21 protein-coding genes and 1 riboswitch are annotated in these 18,307 nt (G+C 42.1%); all 21 genes read left to right on the top strand.

Annotated elements, in window-relative coordinates:
* Window positions 1-115: 115 nt before the first annotated feature.
* The 21 genes from BUB92_RS00470 (at window position 116) to fabG (ending at window position 18,299) form a co-directional block, all read left to right on the top strand.
* Window positions 116-1,477: a glycosyl hydrolase family 18 protein gene (locus tag BUB92_RS00470; protein WP_073088841.1), complete on the top strand. Its 1,362-nt coding sequence runs from the start codon at window positions 116-118 to the stop codon at window positions 1,475-1,477.
* 130 nt (window positions 1,478-1,607) lie between these two features.
* Window positions 1,608-2,303: a uracil-DNA glycosylase gene (locus BUB92_RS00465; RefSeq protein ID WP_242938960.1), complete on the top strand. Its 696-nt coding sequence runs from the start codon at window positions 1,608-1,610 to the stop codon at window positions 2,301-2,303.
* Between the two features lie 19 nt (window positions 2,304-2,322).
* The gene (gene tsaE / locus BUB92_RS00460; protein WP_073088840.1) at window positions 2,323-2,802 is read left to right on the top strand and encodes a tRNA (adenosine(37)-N6)-threonylcarbamoyltransferase complex ATPase subunit type 1 TsaE; all 480 of its coding nucleotides are present in this window, start codon (window positions 2,323-2,325) and stop codon (window positions 2,800-2,802) included.
* The gene (tsaB, locus tag BUB92_RS00455) at window positions 2,783-3,502 is read left to right on the top strand and encodes a tRNA (adenosine(37)-N6)-threonylcarbamoyltransferase complex dimerization subunit type 1 TsaB (protein ID WP_073088838.1); all 720 of its coding nucleotides are present in this window, start codon (window positions 2,783-2,785) and stop codon (window positions 3,500-3,502) included. Before tsaE ends, tsaB begins: the two co-directional genes overlap by 20 nt.
* The gene (gene rimI, locus BUB92_RS00450) at window positions 3,503-3,961 is read left to right on the top strand and encodes a ribosomal protein S18-alanine N-acetyltransferase (RefSeq protein WP_073088837.1); all 459 of its coding nucleotides are present in this window, start codon (window positions 3,503-3,505) and stop codon (window positions 3,959-3,961) included.
* Window positions 3,962-4,070: 109 nt separating this feature from the next.
* Complete coding sequence (tsaD, locus tag BUB92_RS00445) at window positions 4,071-5,084, top strand: tRNA (adenosine(37)-N6)-threonylcarbamoyltransferase complex transferase subunit TsaD (RefSeq protein WP_073088934.1); 1,014 nt, start codon at window positions 4,071-4,073, stop codon at window positions 5,082-5,084.
* Window positions 5,085-5,219: 135 nt separating this feature from the next.
* The gene (lgt, locus tag BUB92_RS00440; RefSeq protein ID WP_084728233.1) at window positions 5,220-5,993 is read left to right on the top strand and encodes a prolipoprotein diacylglyceryl transferase; all 774 of its coding nucleotides are present in this window, start codon (window positions 5,220-5,222) and stop codon (window positions 5,991-5,993) included.
* A gap of 2 nt (window positions 5,994-5,995) precedes the next feature.
* Window positions 5,996-6,568 carry a 5-formyltetrahydrofolate cyclo-ligase gene (locus tag BUB92_RS00435; RefSeq protein ID WP_073088834.1) on the top strand — a complete coding sequence of 191 codons (573 nt, stop codon included), beginning with the start codon at window positions 5,996-5,998 and terminating at the stop codon, window positions 6,566-6,568.
* 94 nt (window positions 6,569-6,662) lie between these two features.
* A riboswitch (molybdenum cofactor riboswitch) is annotated at window positions 6,663-6,781 on the top strand.
* Window positions 6,782-6,837: 56 nt separating this feature from the next.
* Window positions 6,838-7,014, top strand: a complete 177-nt coding sequence (locus BUB92_RS11670) for an AsnC family protein (protein ID WP_143156818.1) — start codon at window positions 6,838-6,840, stop codon at window positions 7,012-7,014.
* Window positions 7,015-7,049: 35 nt separating this feature from the next.
* Window positions 7,050-8,033: a GTP 3',8-cyclase MoaA gene (gene moaA, locus BUB92_RS00430; protein WP_073088833.1), complete on the top strand. Its 984-nt coding sequence runs from the start codon at window positions 7,050-7,052 to the stop codon at window positions 8,031-8,033.
* Window positions 8,034-8,153: 120 nt separating this feature from the next.
* The gene (mgtE, locus tag BUB92_RS00425; protein WP_073088831.1) at window positions 8,154-9,497 is read left to right on the top strand and encodes a magnesium transporter; all 1,344 of its coding nucleotides are present in this window, start codon (window positions 8,154-8,156) and stop codon (window positions 9,495-9,497) included.
* A gap of 27 nt (window positions 9,498-9,524) precedes the next feature.
* A complete protein-coding gene (mgtE, locus tag BUB92_RS00420; RefSeq protein ID WP_073088830.1) occupies window positions 9,525-10,868 on the top strand; it encodes a magnesium transporter in 1,344 nt (447 codons plus the stop codon).
* 17 nt (window positions 10,869-10,885) lie between these two features.
* Window positions 10,886-11,365, top strand: coding sequence for a cyclic pyranopterin monophosphate synthase MoaC (moaC, locus tag BUB92_RS00415; RefSeq protein WP_073088828.1), 480 nt, complete (start codon window positions 10,886-10,888; stop codon window positions 11,363-11,365).
* 11 nt (window positions 11,366-11,376) lie between these two features.
* The gene (locus BUB92_RS00410; protein ID WP_073088827.1) at window positions 11,377-11,817 is read left to right on the top strand and encodes an MOSC domain-containing protein; all 441 of its coding nucleotides are present in this window, start codon (window positions 11,377-11,379) and stop codon (window positions 11,815-11,817) included.
* Window positions 11,817-12,305: a MogA/MoaB family molybdenum cofactor biosynthesis protein gene (locus BUB92_RS00405; RefSeq protein ID WP_073088932.1), complete on the top strand. Its 489-nt coding sequence runs from the start codon at window positions 11,817-11,819 to the stop codon at window positions 12,303-12,305. The genes BUB92_RS00410 and BUB92_RS00405 overlap by 1 nt, the downstream gene beginning before the upstream one ends.
* Window positions 12,306-12,516: 211 nt before the next feature.
* Entirely contained in the window at window positions 12,517-12,807 is a 291-nt protein-coding gene (gene groES, locus BUB92_RS00400; RefSeq protein ID WP_278280480.1) for a co-chaperone GroES, read from the top strand.
* Window positions 12,808-12,837: 30 nt separating this feature from the next.
* Window positions 12,838-14,460, top strand: a complete 1,623-nt coding sequence (gene groL / locus BUB92_RS00395; RefSeq protein ID WP_073088929.1) for a chaperonin GroEL — start codon at window positions 12,838-12,840, stop codon at window positions 14,458-14,460.
* Between the two features lie 254 nt (window positions 14,461-14,714).
* A complete protein-coding gene (locus BUB92_RS00390) occupies window positions 14,715-15,701 on the top strand; it encodes a beta-ketoacyl-ACP synthase III (RefSeq protein WP_073088825.1) in 987 nt (328 codons plus the stop codon).
* Window positions 15,702-16,643, top strand: coding sequence for an enoyl-[acyl-carrier-protein] reductase FabK (gene fabK / locus BUB92_RS00385; RefSeq protein ID WP_073088824.1), 942 nt, complete (start codon window positions 15,702-15,704; stop codon window positions 16,641-16,643).
* Window positions 16,643-17,569 (top strand): ACP S-malonyltransferase, encoded by a 927-nt coding sequence (gene fabD / locus BUB92_RS00380; protein ID WP_073088822.1) that lies wholly within the window; start codon window positions 16,643-16,645, stop codon window positions 17,567-17,569. The genes fabK and fabD overlap by 1 nt, the downstream gene beginning before the upstream one ends.
* Entirely contained in the window at window positions 17,559-18,299 is a 741-nt protein-coding gene (fabG, locus tag BUB92_RS00375; RefSeq protein WP_073088820.1) for a 3-oxoacyl-[acyl-carrier-protein] reductase, read from the top strand. The genes fabD and fabG overlap by 11 nt, the downstream gene beginning before the upstream one ends.
* Window positions 18,300-18,307: the final 8 nt, after the last annotated feature.

Raw genomic sequence — 18,307 nt, 5'->3', positions numbered from 1 at the left:
TAAGGCTTCCGCAAAACGGAGGCCTTTTTGTTTTTGGCATTATTTACCTAAAGGAAAGCCGGTTTTTTATGCGAATTTTGTAAGAAAATGATGTTTTTTAAGAGGTGAGGAGAATTTGTATAAAAAATTTACGGCTTTAGGTCTGGTGTTTTGCTTTTTACTATCTATGCTGGCTTATCCTGTACAGGCTAGCAATATTAACATAAAAATTGACGGCCAGCTGTGTACTTTTGAAACCGGGCCGCAATTGGTGAATAATCGGGTTATGGTACCTGTACGCCTGGTAGTTGAACATCCTTCTTTCGGGGGAGAAGTTTTTTGGGATGGAACCAGGCGTAAAATAGCTATTAATTGTCAGGGGAAATACCTGGAGTTTTACATAGGGAGCCTTAAAGCGGTAGTCGATGGGAATATTTATTATTTTGATACCCCGCCTTATATTTACCAAAACCGGACTTATATCCCTTTAAGATTTTTCGCTGAGGCTTTAGGTGCTAAAGTGTTTTGGGATGGCAGCAAAAGGGAAGTTGCTATAAGTTTTAACTCCCAGCAGCCTAAGCTGGTATTTGCCTACTATTATTACCGGGCTTTTGATGAGCTTAAACAGAATGCCCGTTTGTTTACTGATGTAGCTTTTCGCTGGTTTGAAACTAATGGAAAAGGTGATCTTTTTTATGAATATAAGGATAATTATGAGGAAATTTTAAAATTTACCCGGGAAGCAGGAATTAAAAGTCATGCCAGTATAGCATTGATGAATAAAGACCTTCTGCATGAGCTTTTAACCAGCAGCCAGAATAGAAAGCGGCTTATTGATAATATTGTGTATGTAGTAAAAAGAGACGGCTATAATGGGGTAAATATCGATTTTGAATTTATAGATCCTGCTGATGGCCCTTATTTTACCACCTTTTTGCGCGAACTTAAAAACGCTTTGGGAGAAAATATTCCCTTATCCGTAGCTGTTTTTGCCCGTACCGGAAAGGAAAAATGGCCGGTAGCTTATGAATATGAAAATATAGGGAAAATAGCAGATTATGTGGTAGTTATGGCTTATGACTACAGCTACGCTACTTCAGCACCGGGGCCGGTTGCTCCCTTGTGGTGGGTGAAGGAGGTAGCCCATTATATGACAGGATTGATTCCCCGGGAAAAGATTCTTTTAGGGGTGCCGACTTATGGTTATGATTGGTCTTCAGCGGGGGGAAGAGCAACTACTGTTACCCTTGCCCGCCTTAATCAGCTTAAAAGCAAATATAAGCTGACCGAGTATTTTGATAGCTTAAGCTTAAGTCCGTATTATATATACTATGATGAATATGGAAACAGACATATTATCTATCTGGAAAACAGGACAAGTCTGGAGGAAAAGCTTAAGGTAGCCAGGGAATATGATCTCGGGGGAATTTCCTTCTGGCGAATAGGAAATGGATTTACCGACTTATATCAGATTTTGCAGGAGAGAGGAAGAAGTTAAAAATTTCGTTTCATGTTGTGGTTTTTAATATATAATTAACTTGTAGCACCGCCTTTGACAGGCGGTAAAATTTTGTCTTAAAAAGTAATTTCAGATGGGGAAAAAGGTTATACTTTAGGGAGGGGATATTGTGGAAATAAAGCAGCCTGATCTTTTTGCCGGTTTATTCCCGGAAATAGAAAAGGAAGAAGCCGGGGATATAAGCCGGGGGGAGCCGGTTTTACCGTTTTTAGAGGGAGTTAGGCTGGAAGAGGCATATCCCCATATCGATGATCTGGACGAGCTAAAAAAAACGGCGCTAAGTTGTCAGAGCTGTCGTTTACGTGCAGGCTGCAAGCAGGTGGTATTTGGCGAAGGCCCCTCGAAAAGCCGCATTATGTTTGTAGGGGAAGGCCCGGGAGGGGATGAGGATGAACAGGGAAGGCCTTTTGTTGGCAGAGCCGGGCAGCTTTTAGATAAGATACTTAAGGCGGCTGAAATCCCGCGTGAACAAGCTTATATCACTAATGTCGTGAAATGCCGTCCTCCTGGGAACAGGCTGCCTAACCCGGATGAAGTAAACAGCTGCAAAGGATATCTAGAAGCCCAGATAAGGATAATAAAACCGGATATTATTGTCTGTTTAGGTTCCTTAGCCAGTCAGGTTATTATAAGCCCCAAGGCGCGCATTACGCAGATAAGAGGAAAATGGTTCACCAGGCAAGGAATAATGATAATGCCTACTTTCCACCCGGCAGCTCTTTTGCGTAATGAATCTTACAAGCGTCCCTGCTGGGAAGATTTTAAGATGATACGGGATCAGTTTAAAAAAATTAAGGAAGGATAAATTTAAAAGAGGTGGATAAATGGAGCTGATCATTACCAGTGCCGAAGATATGGAAAAACTAGGGAGAAAGCTGGCCTCGGTCTTGAAGGAAGGGGATGTAGCTTATCTTATCGGAGAGCTGGGAGCTGGTAAAACCACCCTGGTTAGAGGGATAGCTAAGGGATTAGGCTATGAAGGTAAGGTTACGAGTCCTACCTTTACCTTGATGAATATTTATGAAGGCATAATGCCTGTTTTTCATTTTGATTTTTATCGCCTGGACGAAGATGCAGATTTTGAGGATTTAGGCTTGGATGACTATGTAGGCAAAGGAGGGGTAACCCTTATTGAGTGGCCCCGTTTGCAGTCGGGTTTTTTACCTGCGGAGGCTTTGTTTATAAATATAGAGATCCTGGATGGTGATTATGACAGGGGTAGGAAGGTAAGGTTTACTGCTAAAGGCGAAAAATATAGACAAAAGATTAAGGAGTTGAAGGAAATTGCTGCTTCTGGCAATTGATAGTGCTACTCCGGTGGCCGGGGTAGCTATTTTAAATGAGGAAAAAGTCTTATATGAAGAGTTTTGTAATTACAGGAAAACTCATTCCGAAACTTTGCTGCCCATGATTGACCGGGCTTTAAAGGTTTGTGCCTGCAGTTTGCATGATATTGATGTAATTGGTATAACCGCTGGACCAGGTTCTTTTACGGGACTTAGAATAGGGATGGCAGCGGTAAAAGGTTTAAGTCTGGCCACCGGCAAGCCCATAGTTGCTGTATCTACCCTCGATATGCTGGCTGCTAATGTTTTGCCTTGTGAAGATATACTGGCAGTACCTCTGCTTGATGCGCGTAAAAATGAGGTTTACAGTGCAGTTTATACTTTCCGCTATGGGACAATGCAAAAGGTAGTAGAAGAGAAGGCATGGGGAATAGAAGAACTGGCTTTGAAGATAAGGGAAAAAAAGGAGAGCCTTTTTAAGAAATATGTGGTAATACTGGGTGATGGTTATTATCCTTATGCTGCCTACTGGCAGGAGGTCTTGGAGGAGAGTTTGCTTTTACCTCCGGAGCATTTAATGTATCCGCGTTCAGCTGCGATGGGGAAAATAGCTTTAGCTAAAGCGGAAAGAGGCGACTTTGCTGATGTGTTTACATTAACTCCGGTTTATCTAAGACTTTCGGAAGCAGAATATCGTTTGGGAAGAGGAGAGCTTTAAATGAAAGCAAAAAGCGTTCCTTTTATTATACGTAAAATGACGGAAAGAGATCTGGATGCCGTAGTACGCATCGAAAACGAATCTTTCCCCGTTCCCTGGTCCCGGGAAGCTTACCGGCATGAACTGAGGAATAATTTTGCTGTTTACCTGGTTTGTGATTTTGAAGGCGAAGTAGTAGGATATGCGGGAATGTGGATCGTATTTGAGGAAGCTCATATAACTAATATTGCGGTAGATAAGAATTTTAGAGGAATGGGTATGGGAAGAAGGCTTTTAGAGGAACTGGAAAAGATAGCGCGGGAAAAAAATGTTTTGCGCATAATCCTGGAGGTAAGGCCTTCCAATGAGGTGGCCCGCAGGCTTTATCAGAACATGGGGTTTATGGAAACCGGCATCCGTAAAGGGTATTATGCGGATAATGGAGAAGATGCTATTGTCATGACCAAGCTGTTATTTTAACGGTTAAATCTATTGACACTTTTCAACAGGATTCACTTTTTATCCACAGAATTCTGTGGATAAATTTATAAAACTGGGGATAAATTTAACAGAACTGAGGGTGAAAAGAGTGCCGAAGGAGATAAGGATTTTAGGTATTGAAACTTCATGTGATGAAACAGCTGCCTCCATTGTAAAAAACGGTAAAGAGATAATGTCGAATGTGGTTAATTCCCAGATAAGGGTGCACCAGCAGTTTGGTGGTGTAGTGCCTGAGGTAGCTTCCCGCAAGCATATCCAAAATATAGTGATGGTAGTCCATACGGCATTTGCGGAAGCCGGTATGAGTTATGACGATATTGATGCGGTAGCGGTTACTAACCGGCCGGGTCTTATAGGAGCCCTTCTGGTAGGGGTTTCGTTTGCCAAATCGTTTGCCTATGCCCTTAATAAGCCCCTTATAGCGGTAAACCATCTTTATGGGCATATTTATGCCAATTTTCTGGAGCATGATAACATAGAATTTCCTCTGGTTTGCCTGGTAGTTTCCGGAGGGCATACCAGCCTTCTTTTTATGCAGGATATAGAAAATTATGAGGTTATTGGTGAGACTCTGGATGATGCTGCCGGAGAAGCGTTTGACAAGGTAGCCCGTTTTTTAGGTTTAGGTTATCCAGGAGGACCGGCAGTAGAGAGGGCAGCGGAAAAAGGAGTAAAAGGACGTTATCAGCTGCCCCGGGTTTTTTTAGACCGGGATGATTTTGATTTCAGCTTCAGCGGACTTAAAACCGCAGCCATGAATCTCTGGACTAAAATGGAAAGAAGAGGAGAAGCCAATGTTTATGATATGGCAGCCGAGTTTCAGGCAGCTTTAGTAGAAGTGCTGGCAGTTAAGACAGCCAGGGCTGCCGAGAAATATAAGGCGAGGAGTATTCTCCTGGCGGGAGGAGTTGCTGCTAACAGTGAGCTTAGAAGAGCAGCACAGATAGAAGCAGATAGGTTAGGAATAAAACTTTATTATCCTTCTTTAAAGCTGTGTACCGATAATGCAGCTATGATAGCAGGCAGTGCTTATCATAAGTTTATAAATGGCCAGTTTGCTTCTCTGGACCTTAATGCTTATGCTACTATGTCGATGCTGTGAAAAAGGCTGTGGATAATGTGCATAAGTCTGTTGATAACTCGGGGGAACTAGAGGAGGCGTAGAAAAGGAAATACGGATGATGAGAAAAGAAGAGAAAAAACGACAGGTTTTTCTGTGGATAAGTAAAAAGAAGGAGTGAAAATATTGTATCCGGTTTTATTAAAGTTGGGGCCATTTACGGTATATTCCTGGGGGGTTATGCTGGCTTTGGCAGTTATTATTGGTGTCTGGGGAGTAGGAAGGCTGTTTGCCAGGGAAGGTTTTTCTCCAGATACTGCCTTAAGTATGACAATTATTATGATTATAGCAGGGGTTATAGGGGGGAGAGCAGCTTATATCCTTATTTATGAATGGCAGGATTTATTAAGAGATCCAGCATCAGTTCTGTTTACTGCCGGTTTATCAGGCTTAATATGGTATGGAGGGTTTGTAGGAGGATTTATAGCCTACTACCTGTATGTTAAGAAGCATAAGCTTCCTTTTTTTAGGATAGCTGATATGTTTGCCCCTTATATAGCTCTAGGTTATGCGATAGTAAGGGTGGGTTGTTTCTTTAATGGCTGCTGTTATGGAGGGGTTACCGACTCTGTCTGCGGGGTGGTTTTCCCCTATGTAGACGGTTTTCACCGGCATCCTACCCAGCTTTACAGTTCTTTTTTAAATCTAGTTTTATTTGGAGTGCTGTGGTGGCTTTATCCCCGGCGTAAGTTTGAGGGACAGGTCTTTGCTGTTTATATAATAGGATATTCTGTCTATCGCTTTATAATAGAATTTTTCCGGGAAAGCCTTATAAACTACGGTATGTTTACTCTAGGACAGTTATATACAGGGGTTTTGTTTATTATAGGGGTTATACTTTATAAGTGGCTTAAAATGCGATTTTACCATGAACAGAGAACGAGGTGGTAGTAATGCAAGAAAAACGTGATGAATTGAGAAGGATAATAAGCGAAAAACGTAAGAGCCTTACTCCCGAAGAAGTGGAAGGTTTAAGCCGCAGGATATGTGAGAAACTAGGCCAGATAGACAAAATTGCCCATGCCCGGGTTATCATGGGTTTTTCTAGTATCCGGAATGAAGTCAACCTTATGCCCTGGCTGGAAACATTGCGGAGGGAGAAGATAATTGTTCTACCGCGGGTTATAGATGAGGAAAATATGGAGGCTATAGAATACCGCGGAAGGGAGTATACTAAAAGTGGGCCTTTCGGTATAGTTGAGCCGGTGGGAGAACCTTTTGACCCGCAAAAGATTGATGTAGTGCTGGTTCCGGGGTTAGTTTTTGATGTTAAAGGATACCGCCTGGGCTATGGAAGAGGATACTATGACCGCTTTCTTCCCCGTTTACGCAAAGATGCTTTTTTATGCGGAGTATGCTATGATTTTCAGGTAGTAGAAACCGTTTATCCTCATGCAGCCGATTTTCCTGTACACTGGATTGTAACCGATAAATCGGAAGTAGCCGTAAACTGGAATTACTTTTAAACCCATAAGGAGCGTGTAGGTGGGGGACAAAATTATCAGGATGGGAAATTAAATTAATTGTGAATTAAAGCTTAAAATGTTATATAATGTTTGTAAAAAAATAAAGCTCCGATTCAGTCTGACCTAAGGCTTAGAGCTATGGCGGCTGAACGATAGGGTGTAAAGGGAAACCTTTATGCCTCCCGTCAGGAAAGGAGTGTAAACTTTTTATACCAGGGATTTTTACACCCTTTTCCGGGGTGTTTATTTTATTATGGGGAGGAATATTTATGGAAAAAAAAGAAAAAATAGTGCAGGCATTGCAAGAAAAAGCGGTAAATGGCAAGATAACCTGCAGCGAAGCCAGAAAAATAGCCGAAGAACTTGGTGTATCCCCGCGAGAAGTAGGCAATATGTGTGATGAGCTTAAAATAAAGATTTGGGCCTGTGAACTAGGATGTTTTTAAGTAAGGGGTTTTCCCCTCCAGGGGAGTGTTTTTAGATGGTTGATAGCTGGGGAAGAGAAATAAATTATATGCGCATTTCGGTAACCGACCGCTGTAATCTGCGCTGTCTTTACTGTATGCCGGAAGAGGGCATAGAAGGCAAACTTAATCACCAGGGGATTTTAAGCCTGGAAGAACTGGCCTACCTTACCAGAATAGCGGCCCGGGTAGGGATAAAAAAAGTGCGTCTTACGGGAGGAGAGCCTTTAGTCAGGCGAAATATTGAAAAATTGATTGAATATATTGCCGAGATACCGGAGATAGATGATATTGCCCTTACTACCAATGGTATAAAATTTAAACCTATGGCGGATAGGCTTAAAAAAGCAGGGCTTAAGCGGGTAAATTTCAGCCTGGATAGTTTGCAACCGGAAAAGTTCCGTTATATTACCCGGGGGGGAGATATACGGCCGGTTAAGGAAGGCATTTGGGAAGCTTTGGAATTAGGGCTTAATCCGGTAAAAATAAATACGGTAGTTATAAAAGGATTTAATGATGATGAAATAATTGATTTTGCTTCTTTAGCTTATGATTATCCTCTGCATATAAGATTTATTGAATTTATGCCGGTAGGAGATCTTCTTTTCTGGCATGAGGACAAGCTTATAAAAAGCAGGGAGATAAAAGAAAAAATCGAGAAGAAGTTCCCGTTAACCGTTCCCGATAAGATTACCGGCAATGGACCGGCTAAATATTTTAAGATAGAAGGCGGACAGGGATCAATTGGTTTTATAAGCCCTATGAGCAACCATTTTTGCGCTGCATGTAACCGCATCCGGCTTACAGCTGATGGTAAGCTGAGAGGGTGTCTTTACAGCAAGGAAGAAGTAGATTTGTGGGAAGCTTTAAAGAAAGGAGCTTCTGATGAGGAATTAATCCTTCTTTTTTTAGAAACTATCAACAATAAGCCGGTTCGACATAGAATGGATGCTGGCTGGGGAAGAGAAAATGAACGCAAGATGTATCAGATAGGAGGGTAATAGTATATAATATTCTTTAGATTTAAAAAAATAAGATAAAAAGGTGGTATGATTTTTTTGAATTTGGTGAAAATTCTGATCGGCTTATTTTTAATTAAAATATATATTTAGGTGATTTTTATGCAAGATTTTAAGATAAAAATAGAAGAAGCGATAAAGAAGCATGATTTTAATAAAATAAGAAACATAAACTGGCATGAATGGGAACTAGCTGATCTGGCAGATCTTCTTTTGAACCTTAATAAAACAGACAGGGCAGTACTATTTCGGCTTATGCCCCGGGATATTGCTGCTGATGTTTTTTCTTATCTAGATAAAGAAAACAAAAATTCTCTGCTCAAGGCTTTGACCGATGAAGAAACCCGTCTTTTGTTGGCCAATCTTAAGCCTGATGACCGTACTGACCTTTTTGAGGAATTGCCTGGACAGGTTACCCAGAGGCTTTTGAACCTTTTAAGTGTTGAAGAATTAAAAGAAGTAAGGTTTTTGCTGGGTTATCCGGAAAAAAGTGTTGGCCGTCTTATGACTTCGGAATATGTAGCAGTAAGGCCGGAGTGGAAAGTTAAAGAAGCCCTCGAGCATATACGCAAAATGGGGGGAAATATAGAAACCTTAAATATCATATATATAACAGATGAAAATTGGAAACTATTAGATGCTTTAGAGTTAGAAAAATTTATCCTAGCTGATCCTGAAGATAAAGTGGCAGATATCATGAACAGATCTTTTGTCAGCCTATCAGCCTTTGATAATCAGGAAAAAGCAGTTCAGGTAATGCAAAAATATGATGTTTCTGCTCTTCCGGTTACGGATTCAGATGGGATATTAATCGGAGTTGTAACTTTTGACGATGTTTTAGATGTAGCCCAGGAAGAAGCGACCGAGGATTTTCACAAAGGAGCAGCGGTAGCTCCTCTAAAAAATATTTATCGTGAAGCAGGTATTCGCGAGTTATATTTTAAAAGAGTAGGCTGGCTTGTGGTTTTAGTTTTTGTTATGCTTATTGCTTCTGAAGTTATAGCTTTTTATGAAGAGCTACTGGCCTCTTTTATTGCTCTGGCTTTTTTCATTCCTCTATTAAACTGCAGTGGAGGTAATGCGGGATCCCAGTCGGCTACCCTTACCGTGCGGGCACTGGCTACCGGGGATTTAAAAACTGGACAACTTTTATCAGTTTTAAGGCGTGAAATTTTCGTAGCTTTCAGCTTGGGAGTAGTGATGGCTTTTATCGTAGCCATATTCGGTATGATTACCGGAGGGGCTAAAATTGCTCTTATTGTAGGTATAACTATGATAGTTGTGATAATCGCGGCTTCTCTTATAGGGGTTTTGCTGCCGTTTTTTTTGGCGAGAATAAGTTTGGATCCAGCAGTTGCCAGCAACCCCCTTATTACTTCTATTGTTGATATATTAAGTCTGTTTATATATTTTTTTATTGCCAATTGGTTTTTACATATAATGTAAAAATAAGTTTGGTCCAAGGAGGAGTTTATGCAAAAATTTAAAGAAAAAGTAGAGGAAGCTATAAAAAAGCGAAGTTTTGAACTTCTCAAAAGAGAAGAATGGCATAAATGGCATCTGGCTGATCTGGCAGATCTCCTTTTAAGCCTTGACAAAACAGACCGGGCAGTACTATTTCGGCTTTGGCCCCGGGATATTGCTGCTGATGTTTTTTCTTATCTGGATAAAGAAAACAAAAATTCTCTGCTCAAGGATTTGACCGATGAAGAAACCCGTCTTTTATTGGCCAATCTTAAGCCTGATGACCGTACTGACCTTTTGGAGGAATTGCCCGGACAGGTTACCCAGAGATTATTAAACCTTTTAAGCTATGAGGATTTATTAGAAACCAGGTTTTTGCTGGGTTATCCGGAAAAAAGCGTTGGTAGGCTGATGACGCCTGAATATGTGGCAGTAAGACCGGAATGGAAAGTTGCAGAGGCACTTGAACATATTCGCAGCAAAGGTAAGAAAATAGAAACTTTAAGCACGGTATATGTAACTGATGAAAAATGGAAACTGCTTGATGCGCTGGGGATTGAAAAATTTGTTTTAGCTTCGCCTGATGCTAAAGTTGCTGATATAATGGATAATTCTTTTATAAGCCTGTCAGCTTTTGATGATCAGGAAAAGGCAGTCCAGGTAATGCAAAAATATGATATTTCTGCTCTACCAGTTACTGATTCGGATGGTATATTGCTGGGAGTTGTAACTTTTGATGACATATTTGATGTCGTACAGGAAGAGACTACGGAAGACTTTCAAAGGGGGGCAGCTGTTACCCCTCTTACTACTGATTATGGACAAGTTTCTTTTAAGGAGCTTTTTAGAAAAAGAGCGGGATGGCTTGTTGCTCTGGTTTTTGTTATGCTTTTGGCTTCTGAAGTGATAGCTTCTTATGAGGAAGTATTAACAAAGGTAATTGCTCTGGCTTTTTTTATTCCCCTGCTTATAGATGTAGGGGGAAATACAGGTTCGCAGGCAGCAACCCTAATGGTCCGAGCTTTAGCTACCGGAGATATAAAACTGAGCGAATGGTTTACTGCTTTCCGAAAAGAACTGGTTATAGGATTACTTTTAGGATTAACTATGGGTGTAGTAGTAGGCGCTTTTGGTTTGTGGCGGGGTGGATATGAAATAGGATTGGTAGTAGGTTTGTCTATGGTAATTATCGTTTTGTTTACCAACCTCTTAGGTATATTTTTACCTTTCCTGCTGGCTAAGTTTAAGGTGGATCCGGCAGTTGCCAGCAGTCCTCTGGTTACCTCTATTGCAGATATTGCAGGCCTTTTAATTTATTTTGCGGTAGCTGTTCGTATTCTTAATTTGACATAAGCGAGAGGTGAAAGGCGTTGGATTTTACACACCTTAATGAACAGGGCCGGGCTAAAATGGTAGATGTTACGCATAAAGAAGATACCAAAAGGCTGGCTGTAGCCCAGGCCAGGATAGTAATGAACAAGGAGACTTTAGAAAAGATTAAAAGCGGAGGGATTAAGAAAGGGGATGTTTTAGCGGTAGCCCAGGTGGCTGGAATAATGGGGGCCAAGAAGACGGCGGACCTTATTCCCATGTGCCATCCTCTTTTTATTACCGGGGTAGATATAAATTTTACTCTGGATGAGGAAAAAAGTGAGATAATAATAACTTCAGAAGTTAAGACTACAGGCAAGACGGGGGTGGAAATGGAAGCCCTGACTGCGGTAAGCGTAGCTGCACTTACCATTTATGACATGTGTAAGGCAGTAGATCGCTGGATGAAGATTACTGATATAAAGCTGGTGGAAAAAATGGGTGGCAAAAGCGGACATTTGCTGAGAGAAGGAGATTAGGAGGGGTCAGCTTGCAGGGGGGTATTTTATATTCCATAAGTATAAGCCCGGAAAGAGGGCAGCTCAAAAAGGAAGTTCCTGAGGCCAGGGTTATTGAAAATTTTGGTATTGAAAATGATGGACATGCCGGGGATTGGGACAGGCAGGTTACCTGTCTTAATAAAGCGAGTGTGGATAGAGTGAATAAAGAATACGGCCTTAATGTAGGGCCGGGAGGTTTTGCTGAAAATCTTCTGATTGAAGGGATAGACCTGGTAAGTATAGGGGTGGGCGGAATGCTTAAAATAGGTGAGGATGTAATTTTGAAAGTTATGCAAATAGGAAAAGAAGACCATCCGAGCATTGTTACCAGGACTTATGGAGGAATAACCCTGCTCCCTTATGAAGGCTTGTTCTGCCGGGTGGTAAAGGGAGGCATTATACGCAGGGGAGATAAGGTTGAGGTGTTATGATGTACAGGACAGGTATTTTGATCATGAGTGACAAGGGGTCTAAAGGTGAGCGCGAAGATGTGAGCGGCAGGACTATACGGGAGTTGATGGGGGAAAAATATATTTGTGAGTATTATGAAATGATTCCCGATGAAAAGGATATTATAATAGATAGATTAAAATATGCCTGTGATAGCTTAAAGCTGGATCTAGTTTTGACTTCGGGGGGTACGGGATTTTCCCCGCGTGATGTTACTCCCGAGGCTACCTATGAAGTGGTGGAAAGGCTGGTTCCCGGAATTCCAGAGGCTATACGTTTTTATGGTCTAAAAAATACTCCCCGGGCCATGCTGTCAAGAGGAATAGCCGGAATAAGGGGGAAAACCCTTATTATTAATCTCCCCGGAAGTGTAAAAGGAGTAAGGGAAGGGTTAGAAGCTATAATGCCTGCTTTAGAGCATGGCCTGGATATCCTTAAAGGAGAAGCCGGAGAATGCGGGCAGTTATGATAAATTATTAAAAAAAGGTGATTTTTAAAGGTATAAAAAGAAAATAGAAGGAGCATAATATAAATCGGAAATATTGGGCAGATTTAATAAGTGTTGTTATTTGAAAGCTTATTAAGTCTGGCCTAATATTATAGATAGCGATTAGCACTCGCACTTAATGAGTGCTAACAACAAACGGAGGAAAAAATTAAATATAGAAGGAGGTATACCTGTGAAGATTCAACCGTTAGGAGATCGTCTGGTAATTAAGGTAGCAGAAGTTAAAGAAGAAAAGACTAAGAGCGGACTTTATGTTCCAGACACAGCTAAAGAAAAACCTCAGGAAGGTGAAGTTTTAGCAGTAGGACCGGGAGCCCGCAATGATAAAGGGGAAAGAATACCTATGGATATTAATGTTGGCGACAAGGTTATTTTCTCCAAATATGCAGGAACGGAAGTAAAGATTGATGGTGAAGAATACCTCATTCTTTCTGAAAGAGATGTTCTGGCTATAATTAAATAATTACCAGAGGAAAAGGAGGTACAGTAGATGATTGCTAAAGAAATCAAATTTGGGGAAGAAGCAAGAAGAGCATTAGAAAGAGGAGTAGATGCCTTAGCTGATGCGGTTAAAGTTACTCTGGGGCCCAAAGGAAGAAATGTAGTATTAGACAGGAAGTTTGGTTCTCCTACTATTACTAATGATGGTGTTACTATTGCCCGTGATATAGATCTCAAAGATCCGTGGGAAAACTTAGGGTGCCAGCTGGTTAAAGAAGTTGCTACCAAGACTAATGATGTGGCAGGAGATGGAACTACTACTGCTACGGTTTTAGCTCAGGCTATGATCAAAGAAGGGCTTAAGAATGTAGCTGCTGGCGCTAACCCCATGATAATGAAGAGGGGTATTGAAAAGGCGGTTAAGGCTGTAGTAGAAGAAATTAAGAGAATAAGCAAACCGGTTGAATCTAAAGAAGCTATTGCCCAGGTTGCCTCTATTTCTGCAAGTGATCCGGAAATTGGACAGCTTATAGCTGATGCCATGGACAAAGTAGGAAGAGACGGGGTTATTACTGTTGAAGAATCCCAGTCTGTGGGAACTTCTCTTGAAGTAGTTGAAGGAATGAGCTTTGACCGTGGTTACATCTCTCCTTATATGGTTACTAATGCTGAAAAGATGGAAGCTGTTTTGGAAGATCCCTACATCCTTATTACCGACAAGAAAGTTTCCTCTATACATGAGATTTTACCTGTATTAGAAAAAGTAGTACAAACCGGAAAACCGCTCCTTATCATAGCTGAAGAAGTTGAAGGCGAAGCCTTGGCTACTATCGTAGTTAACAAATTAAGAGGAACCTTTACCTGTGTAGCCGTAAAAGCTCCTGCCTTTGGTGAAAGAAGAAAGGCTATGCTCGAAGATATAGCTATACTTACCGGTGGTAAAGTTGTATCTGAAGATATGGGAGCTAAACTGGAAAATGTAGATCTTGACATGCTGGGTCGTGCCCGTCAGGTAGTAGTAAAGAAAGAAGAAACTATTATCGTGGACGGAGCAGGTTCTGAACAGGCAGTAAAAGACCGCATTGCCAACATCAAGATGCAGCTTGAAGAAACTGAGTCCGAATATGATCGGGAAAAACTGCAAGAAAGAATGGCTAAACTGGCTGGAGGCGTAGCTGTAATCCATGTTGGTGCTGCTACCGAAACTGAGCTTAAAGAAAAGAAACACCGCATTGAGGATGCTCTGGCTGCTACCAAAGCTGCTGTAGAAGAAGGTATCGTTCCGGGTGGAGGAACGGCTCTTATCAATGTCATGAAGGTGCTGGATACCATTGAAGCTGAAGGAGACGAACTTACCGGTGTTAAACTGGTTAAGAAAGCGATGGAAGAGCCTCTGCGCCAGATTGCTAATAATGCCGGTGTGGAAGGTTCAGTAGTAGTAGAAAAAGTTAAAGAAGCTGCTCCGGGAATCGGATTTAATGCTTTAACCGGCGAATATGAAGATATGATCGCCGCGGGAATTATTGACCCGGCTAAAGTAACCCGTTCTGCTATCCAGAATGCGGCAAGTATCGCAGCTATGCTCCTTACCACTGAGGCGATAGTAGTAGAAGTTCCGGATAAAGATGAAATGAAAGCCATGACGGGAGCAGGCGGCGGAATGCCCATGATGTAAAAGATCTCCCCCCTTTTAAAATAGATACCATACTGTCCAAAACCGCTTTCAGGTTTCTAAACCTGAAAGCGGTTTTTTTGTGTGCCCAATAAATATAGTTGTTATAGGTGTTTTTTTAACCTGACAATATTTATCAGAATATTCTGAAAAATACATTGACTTTTGCGCGGAAGTTGATTTATTATATGCATAATCGTGGAATAAAAAGATAAAAACAAGGAAAAATAAAACAGCTTATTGTGGTGGTGCAGTTTATGAAGGTGAAGATTTTAGGCCTGGGCCATGCCCTGCCTGATAAGATACTCAGCAATAAAGATTTAGAAATGATGGTGGATACAAGTGATGAATGGATAAAGGAAAGAACCGGGATTTCTGAGAGAAGGATAGGGGAAAAAGACATAACTACTTCTGATTTGTGTGAAAAGGCAGCCCATCATGCCCTTTTAAAGGCAGGGGTTAAGCCGGAAGAATTAGGTTTGATAGTGGTAGCTACAGTTACCCCTGATATGCTGTTTCCTTCTACTTCGTGTATCGTTCAGGATAAATTAGGAGCCTATAATGCAGCTGCCTTTGACCTAGGGGCAGGATGCACAGGTTTTGTTTATGCTTTATCTATGGCGGAAAAATTTTTGCTGGCTTCAACGCATAAATATGCTCTGGTAATAGGAGCCGATATGCTTTCGCGCATAACTGACTATACTGACCGCTCTACCTGTATCCTGTTTGGTGACGGGGCAGGAGCTGCTGTTCTGGGCAAGGAAGAAGGCGAATGCGGTATTATAGCGACTTATTTAGGGGCTGACGGAGGAGGAGCAGGTCTTCTTTATATGCCAGCCGGTGGGGCTAAGCTTCCCCCTTCCGAAGAGACGGTTAAAAACCGCTTGCATTATATAAAGATGAATGGCAATGAAGTATTTCGTTTTGCTACCCGGATTATGGGAACAGTTAGCGATAAGCTTATAAAGATGGCAGGAATTACTTATGAGGAAATAGACTATTTTGTGCCTCACCAGGCTAATATACGCATAATCCAGACGGCTATGAAAAAGATGGACATTGGAGAAGAAAAAACGATTATTAATCTGGAGCGTTTGGGCAATATGTCGGCAGCTTCCGTGCCGGTAGCCATGTCGGAAGCAGATGAAGCAGGAAAGTTTAAAGAAGGAGATCTTATATTAACCGTAGCTTTTGGCGCCGGACTTACTTTTGGCGGAGCCCTAATAAAGTGGGGGAGGGGTTAGATGTTCCAGAATAACAGGATTTGCAGGCTTTTGGATATAAAATATCCTCTTCTGCAGGGAGGTATGGCCTGGATTGCAGGCGGAAAACTGGCTGCTGCTGTTTCCCAGGCAGGAGGTTTAGGAATTATAGGAGCCGGAGGGGCAGATGAAACCTGGCTTAAGGAACAGATAAGGATGGTTAAATCTTTAACTGATAAACCTTTTGGGGTAAATCTTATGCTGGCCTCCCCTAATATTAAAGAACTTATTCAGGTAGTGGTGGAAGAAAAGGTGTCGGTAGTTACTACTGGTGCCGGCAATCCGGGCATATATATGGATAGTTTTAAAAAAGCTGGAATTAAGGTTATACCCGTTGTAGCTTCGGTTGCTCTGGCTAAAAGGCTGGTGCGGCTGGGTGCTGATGCGGTTATTGCCGAGGGAATGGAATCAGGAGGACATGTAGGGGAAATGAGCACTATGTGCCTGGTGCCGATGGTGGCTGATGCCGTAGATGTGCCGGTTATTGCAGCAGGAGGAATTGCTGATGGCCGTGGATTTATGGCTGCCTTTGCTTTAGGAGCAGAAGGAGTGCAGGTAGGAACCAGGTTTATCTGTGCCGAGGAATGTGAAGTTCATCCTGCCTATAAGGAAAAGGTTATAAAAGCCCGAGACAGGGCGACCGTAGTTTGCGGCATATCCACCGGGCACCCGGTAAGGGCTATCCACAATAAGTTTACCCGCCATTATCTGGAATGTGAGTTTTCTGGGATGAAGAAAGAAGAACTGGAAGAACTAGGGAGAGGCAGATATCCCGAAGCAGCTCTTAAGGGAGAAGTAGATAATGGCACCGTACTGGCAGGAGAGATTGCAGGTCTGGTAAAGGATATAAAACCGGCCGGGCTTATTGTGGAAGAGATAATAGCCCATGCTTTAGCTATAAAAGAAAAGTGGGAGGAGTTTTAATGCGACTGGGATTTGTTTTTCCCGGGCAGGGTTCTCAATATAAAGGGATGGGAAAAGAAATCGCCTGCGCTTTCCCGGAAGCCAGGGAAGTATTTGCTAGGGCGGATGAGGTATTAGGTTATAAGCTGAGTACCCTTTGTTTTGAAGGAGAACAGGAAAAACTGGATAGTACGGTATATGCCCAGCCGGCTATTCTGGCTACCAGTTTGGCTATCTTAAGGGTAGTAAGAAAACAGGGGCTTACGGCTTCTGTTTATGCAGGACTCAGCCTGGGTGAATATACGGCATTAACAGCTGCCGGCTGTATAGATTTGGAGGAAGTTTTGCCTCTGGTGGTCAGGAGGGCGGAAATTATGCAGGATGCAGTTCCGACTGGAGAAGGGAAGATGGCGGCTGTTTTAGGGATGGAAACGGAAAGGATTGAGGCCATTCTTAAGACGGTAGAGGGGATAGTTGATATTGCTAACTATAATTGTCCGGGGCAGGTGGTTATATCCGGGGAAACCAGGGCCGTAGAGGAAGCAGTCTGTAAGATTAATACCGAAGGGGGAAAGGCCAGGCTTTTAGCTGTAAGTATTCCTTCCCACAGCCGGCTGATGGAAAAGGCAGCCCAAGAGTTCAGGTTTTATCTGGACAAGGTAGATTTCAGGCCCGGGAGAGGAAAAGTTATAAGCAATGTTAATGCGCGGGAAAATAACTATACTGATTTACGAGATATTTTAGTAAAACAGCTTTATTCTCCGGTTAGATGGGAAGAGAGTGTAAGGTATATGCTGAGTGAGGTTGATTATCTGGTAGAGATCGGGCCGGGCAATGTTTTGTCAGGGCTTATAAAGCGCATTGATAAGAGAAGGCTTTTGGGCAATGTGCAGGATATTAAATCACTTGAGGCTTTACTGAAGGAGGTAGAAAAGGTTGGAACATAAGGTGGCAGTAGTTACCGGCGGCTCAAGGGGGATAGGAAGGGCTATAGCTATCCGGTTGGCTAAAGAAGGGTATAAGGTAGTAGTAAATTATCTTAATGATGAAAAAGAAGCTAAAGAAGTATTAGAAGAGATAAAAAAAGAAGGGGGAGAAGGGATGATCTTTAAAGCAGATGTTTCTTCTTCCCGGGAGGCGGAAAATCTGATTAAAAGTGCAGTTGACACCTATGGTAGGCTAGATGTTCTGGTAAATAATGCCGGAATTAATAAAGATCAGCTTATGCTGCGCATGAGTGATGAAGAATGGGATAAGCTTATAAGGACTAACCTTAATTCCGCTTTTTACTGCAGCCGGGCAGCCCTGCGACCGATGATGAAAAACCGTTTTGGACGCATAATAAATATTTCGTCCGTAGTAGGTATAAGCGGCAATGCGGGACAGGCTCACTATGCCGCTTCTAAGTCAGGACTTATAGGGCTTACCCTTTCTATGGCCCGGGAATATGGTAATCGTGGCATTACGGTTAATGCAGTAGCCCCTGGCTATATAAAAACAGCTATGACCGATGTTTTGCCTGAAGAAGTCAAGGAACGCATAATTGCAGGAATAGCGGTGGGCAGGATGGGAAATCCTGAAGATGTGGCATCCTTAGTTGCTTTTTTGGCTTCTGCTGAAGCTTCTTTTATAACCGGTCAGGTTATAAGGGTTGATGGAGGTATGTCAATTTTATAATTAAAAAA

It is taken from the genome of Thermosyntropha lipolytica DSM 11003, assembly GCF_900129805.1.
In the GTDB taxonomy this organism is placed as follows: Bacteria; Bacillota; Syntrophomonadia; order Syntrophomonadales; family Syntrophomonadaceae; genus Thermosyntropha; species Thermosyntropha lipolytica.
The sequence above is the reverse complement of the archived record's forward strand: the minus strand, read 5'-3'. Positions and strand labels throughout refer to the sequence as shown.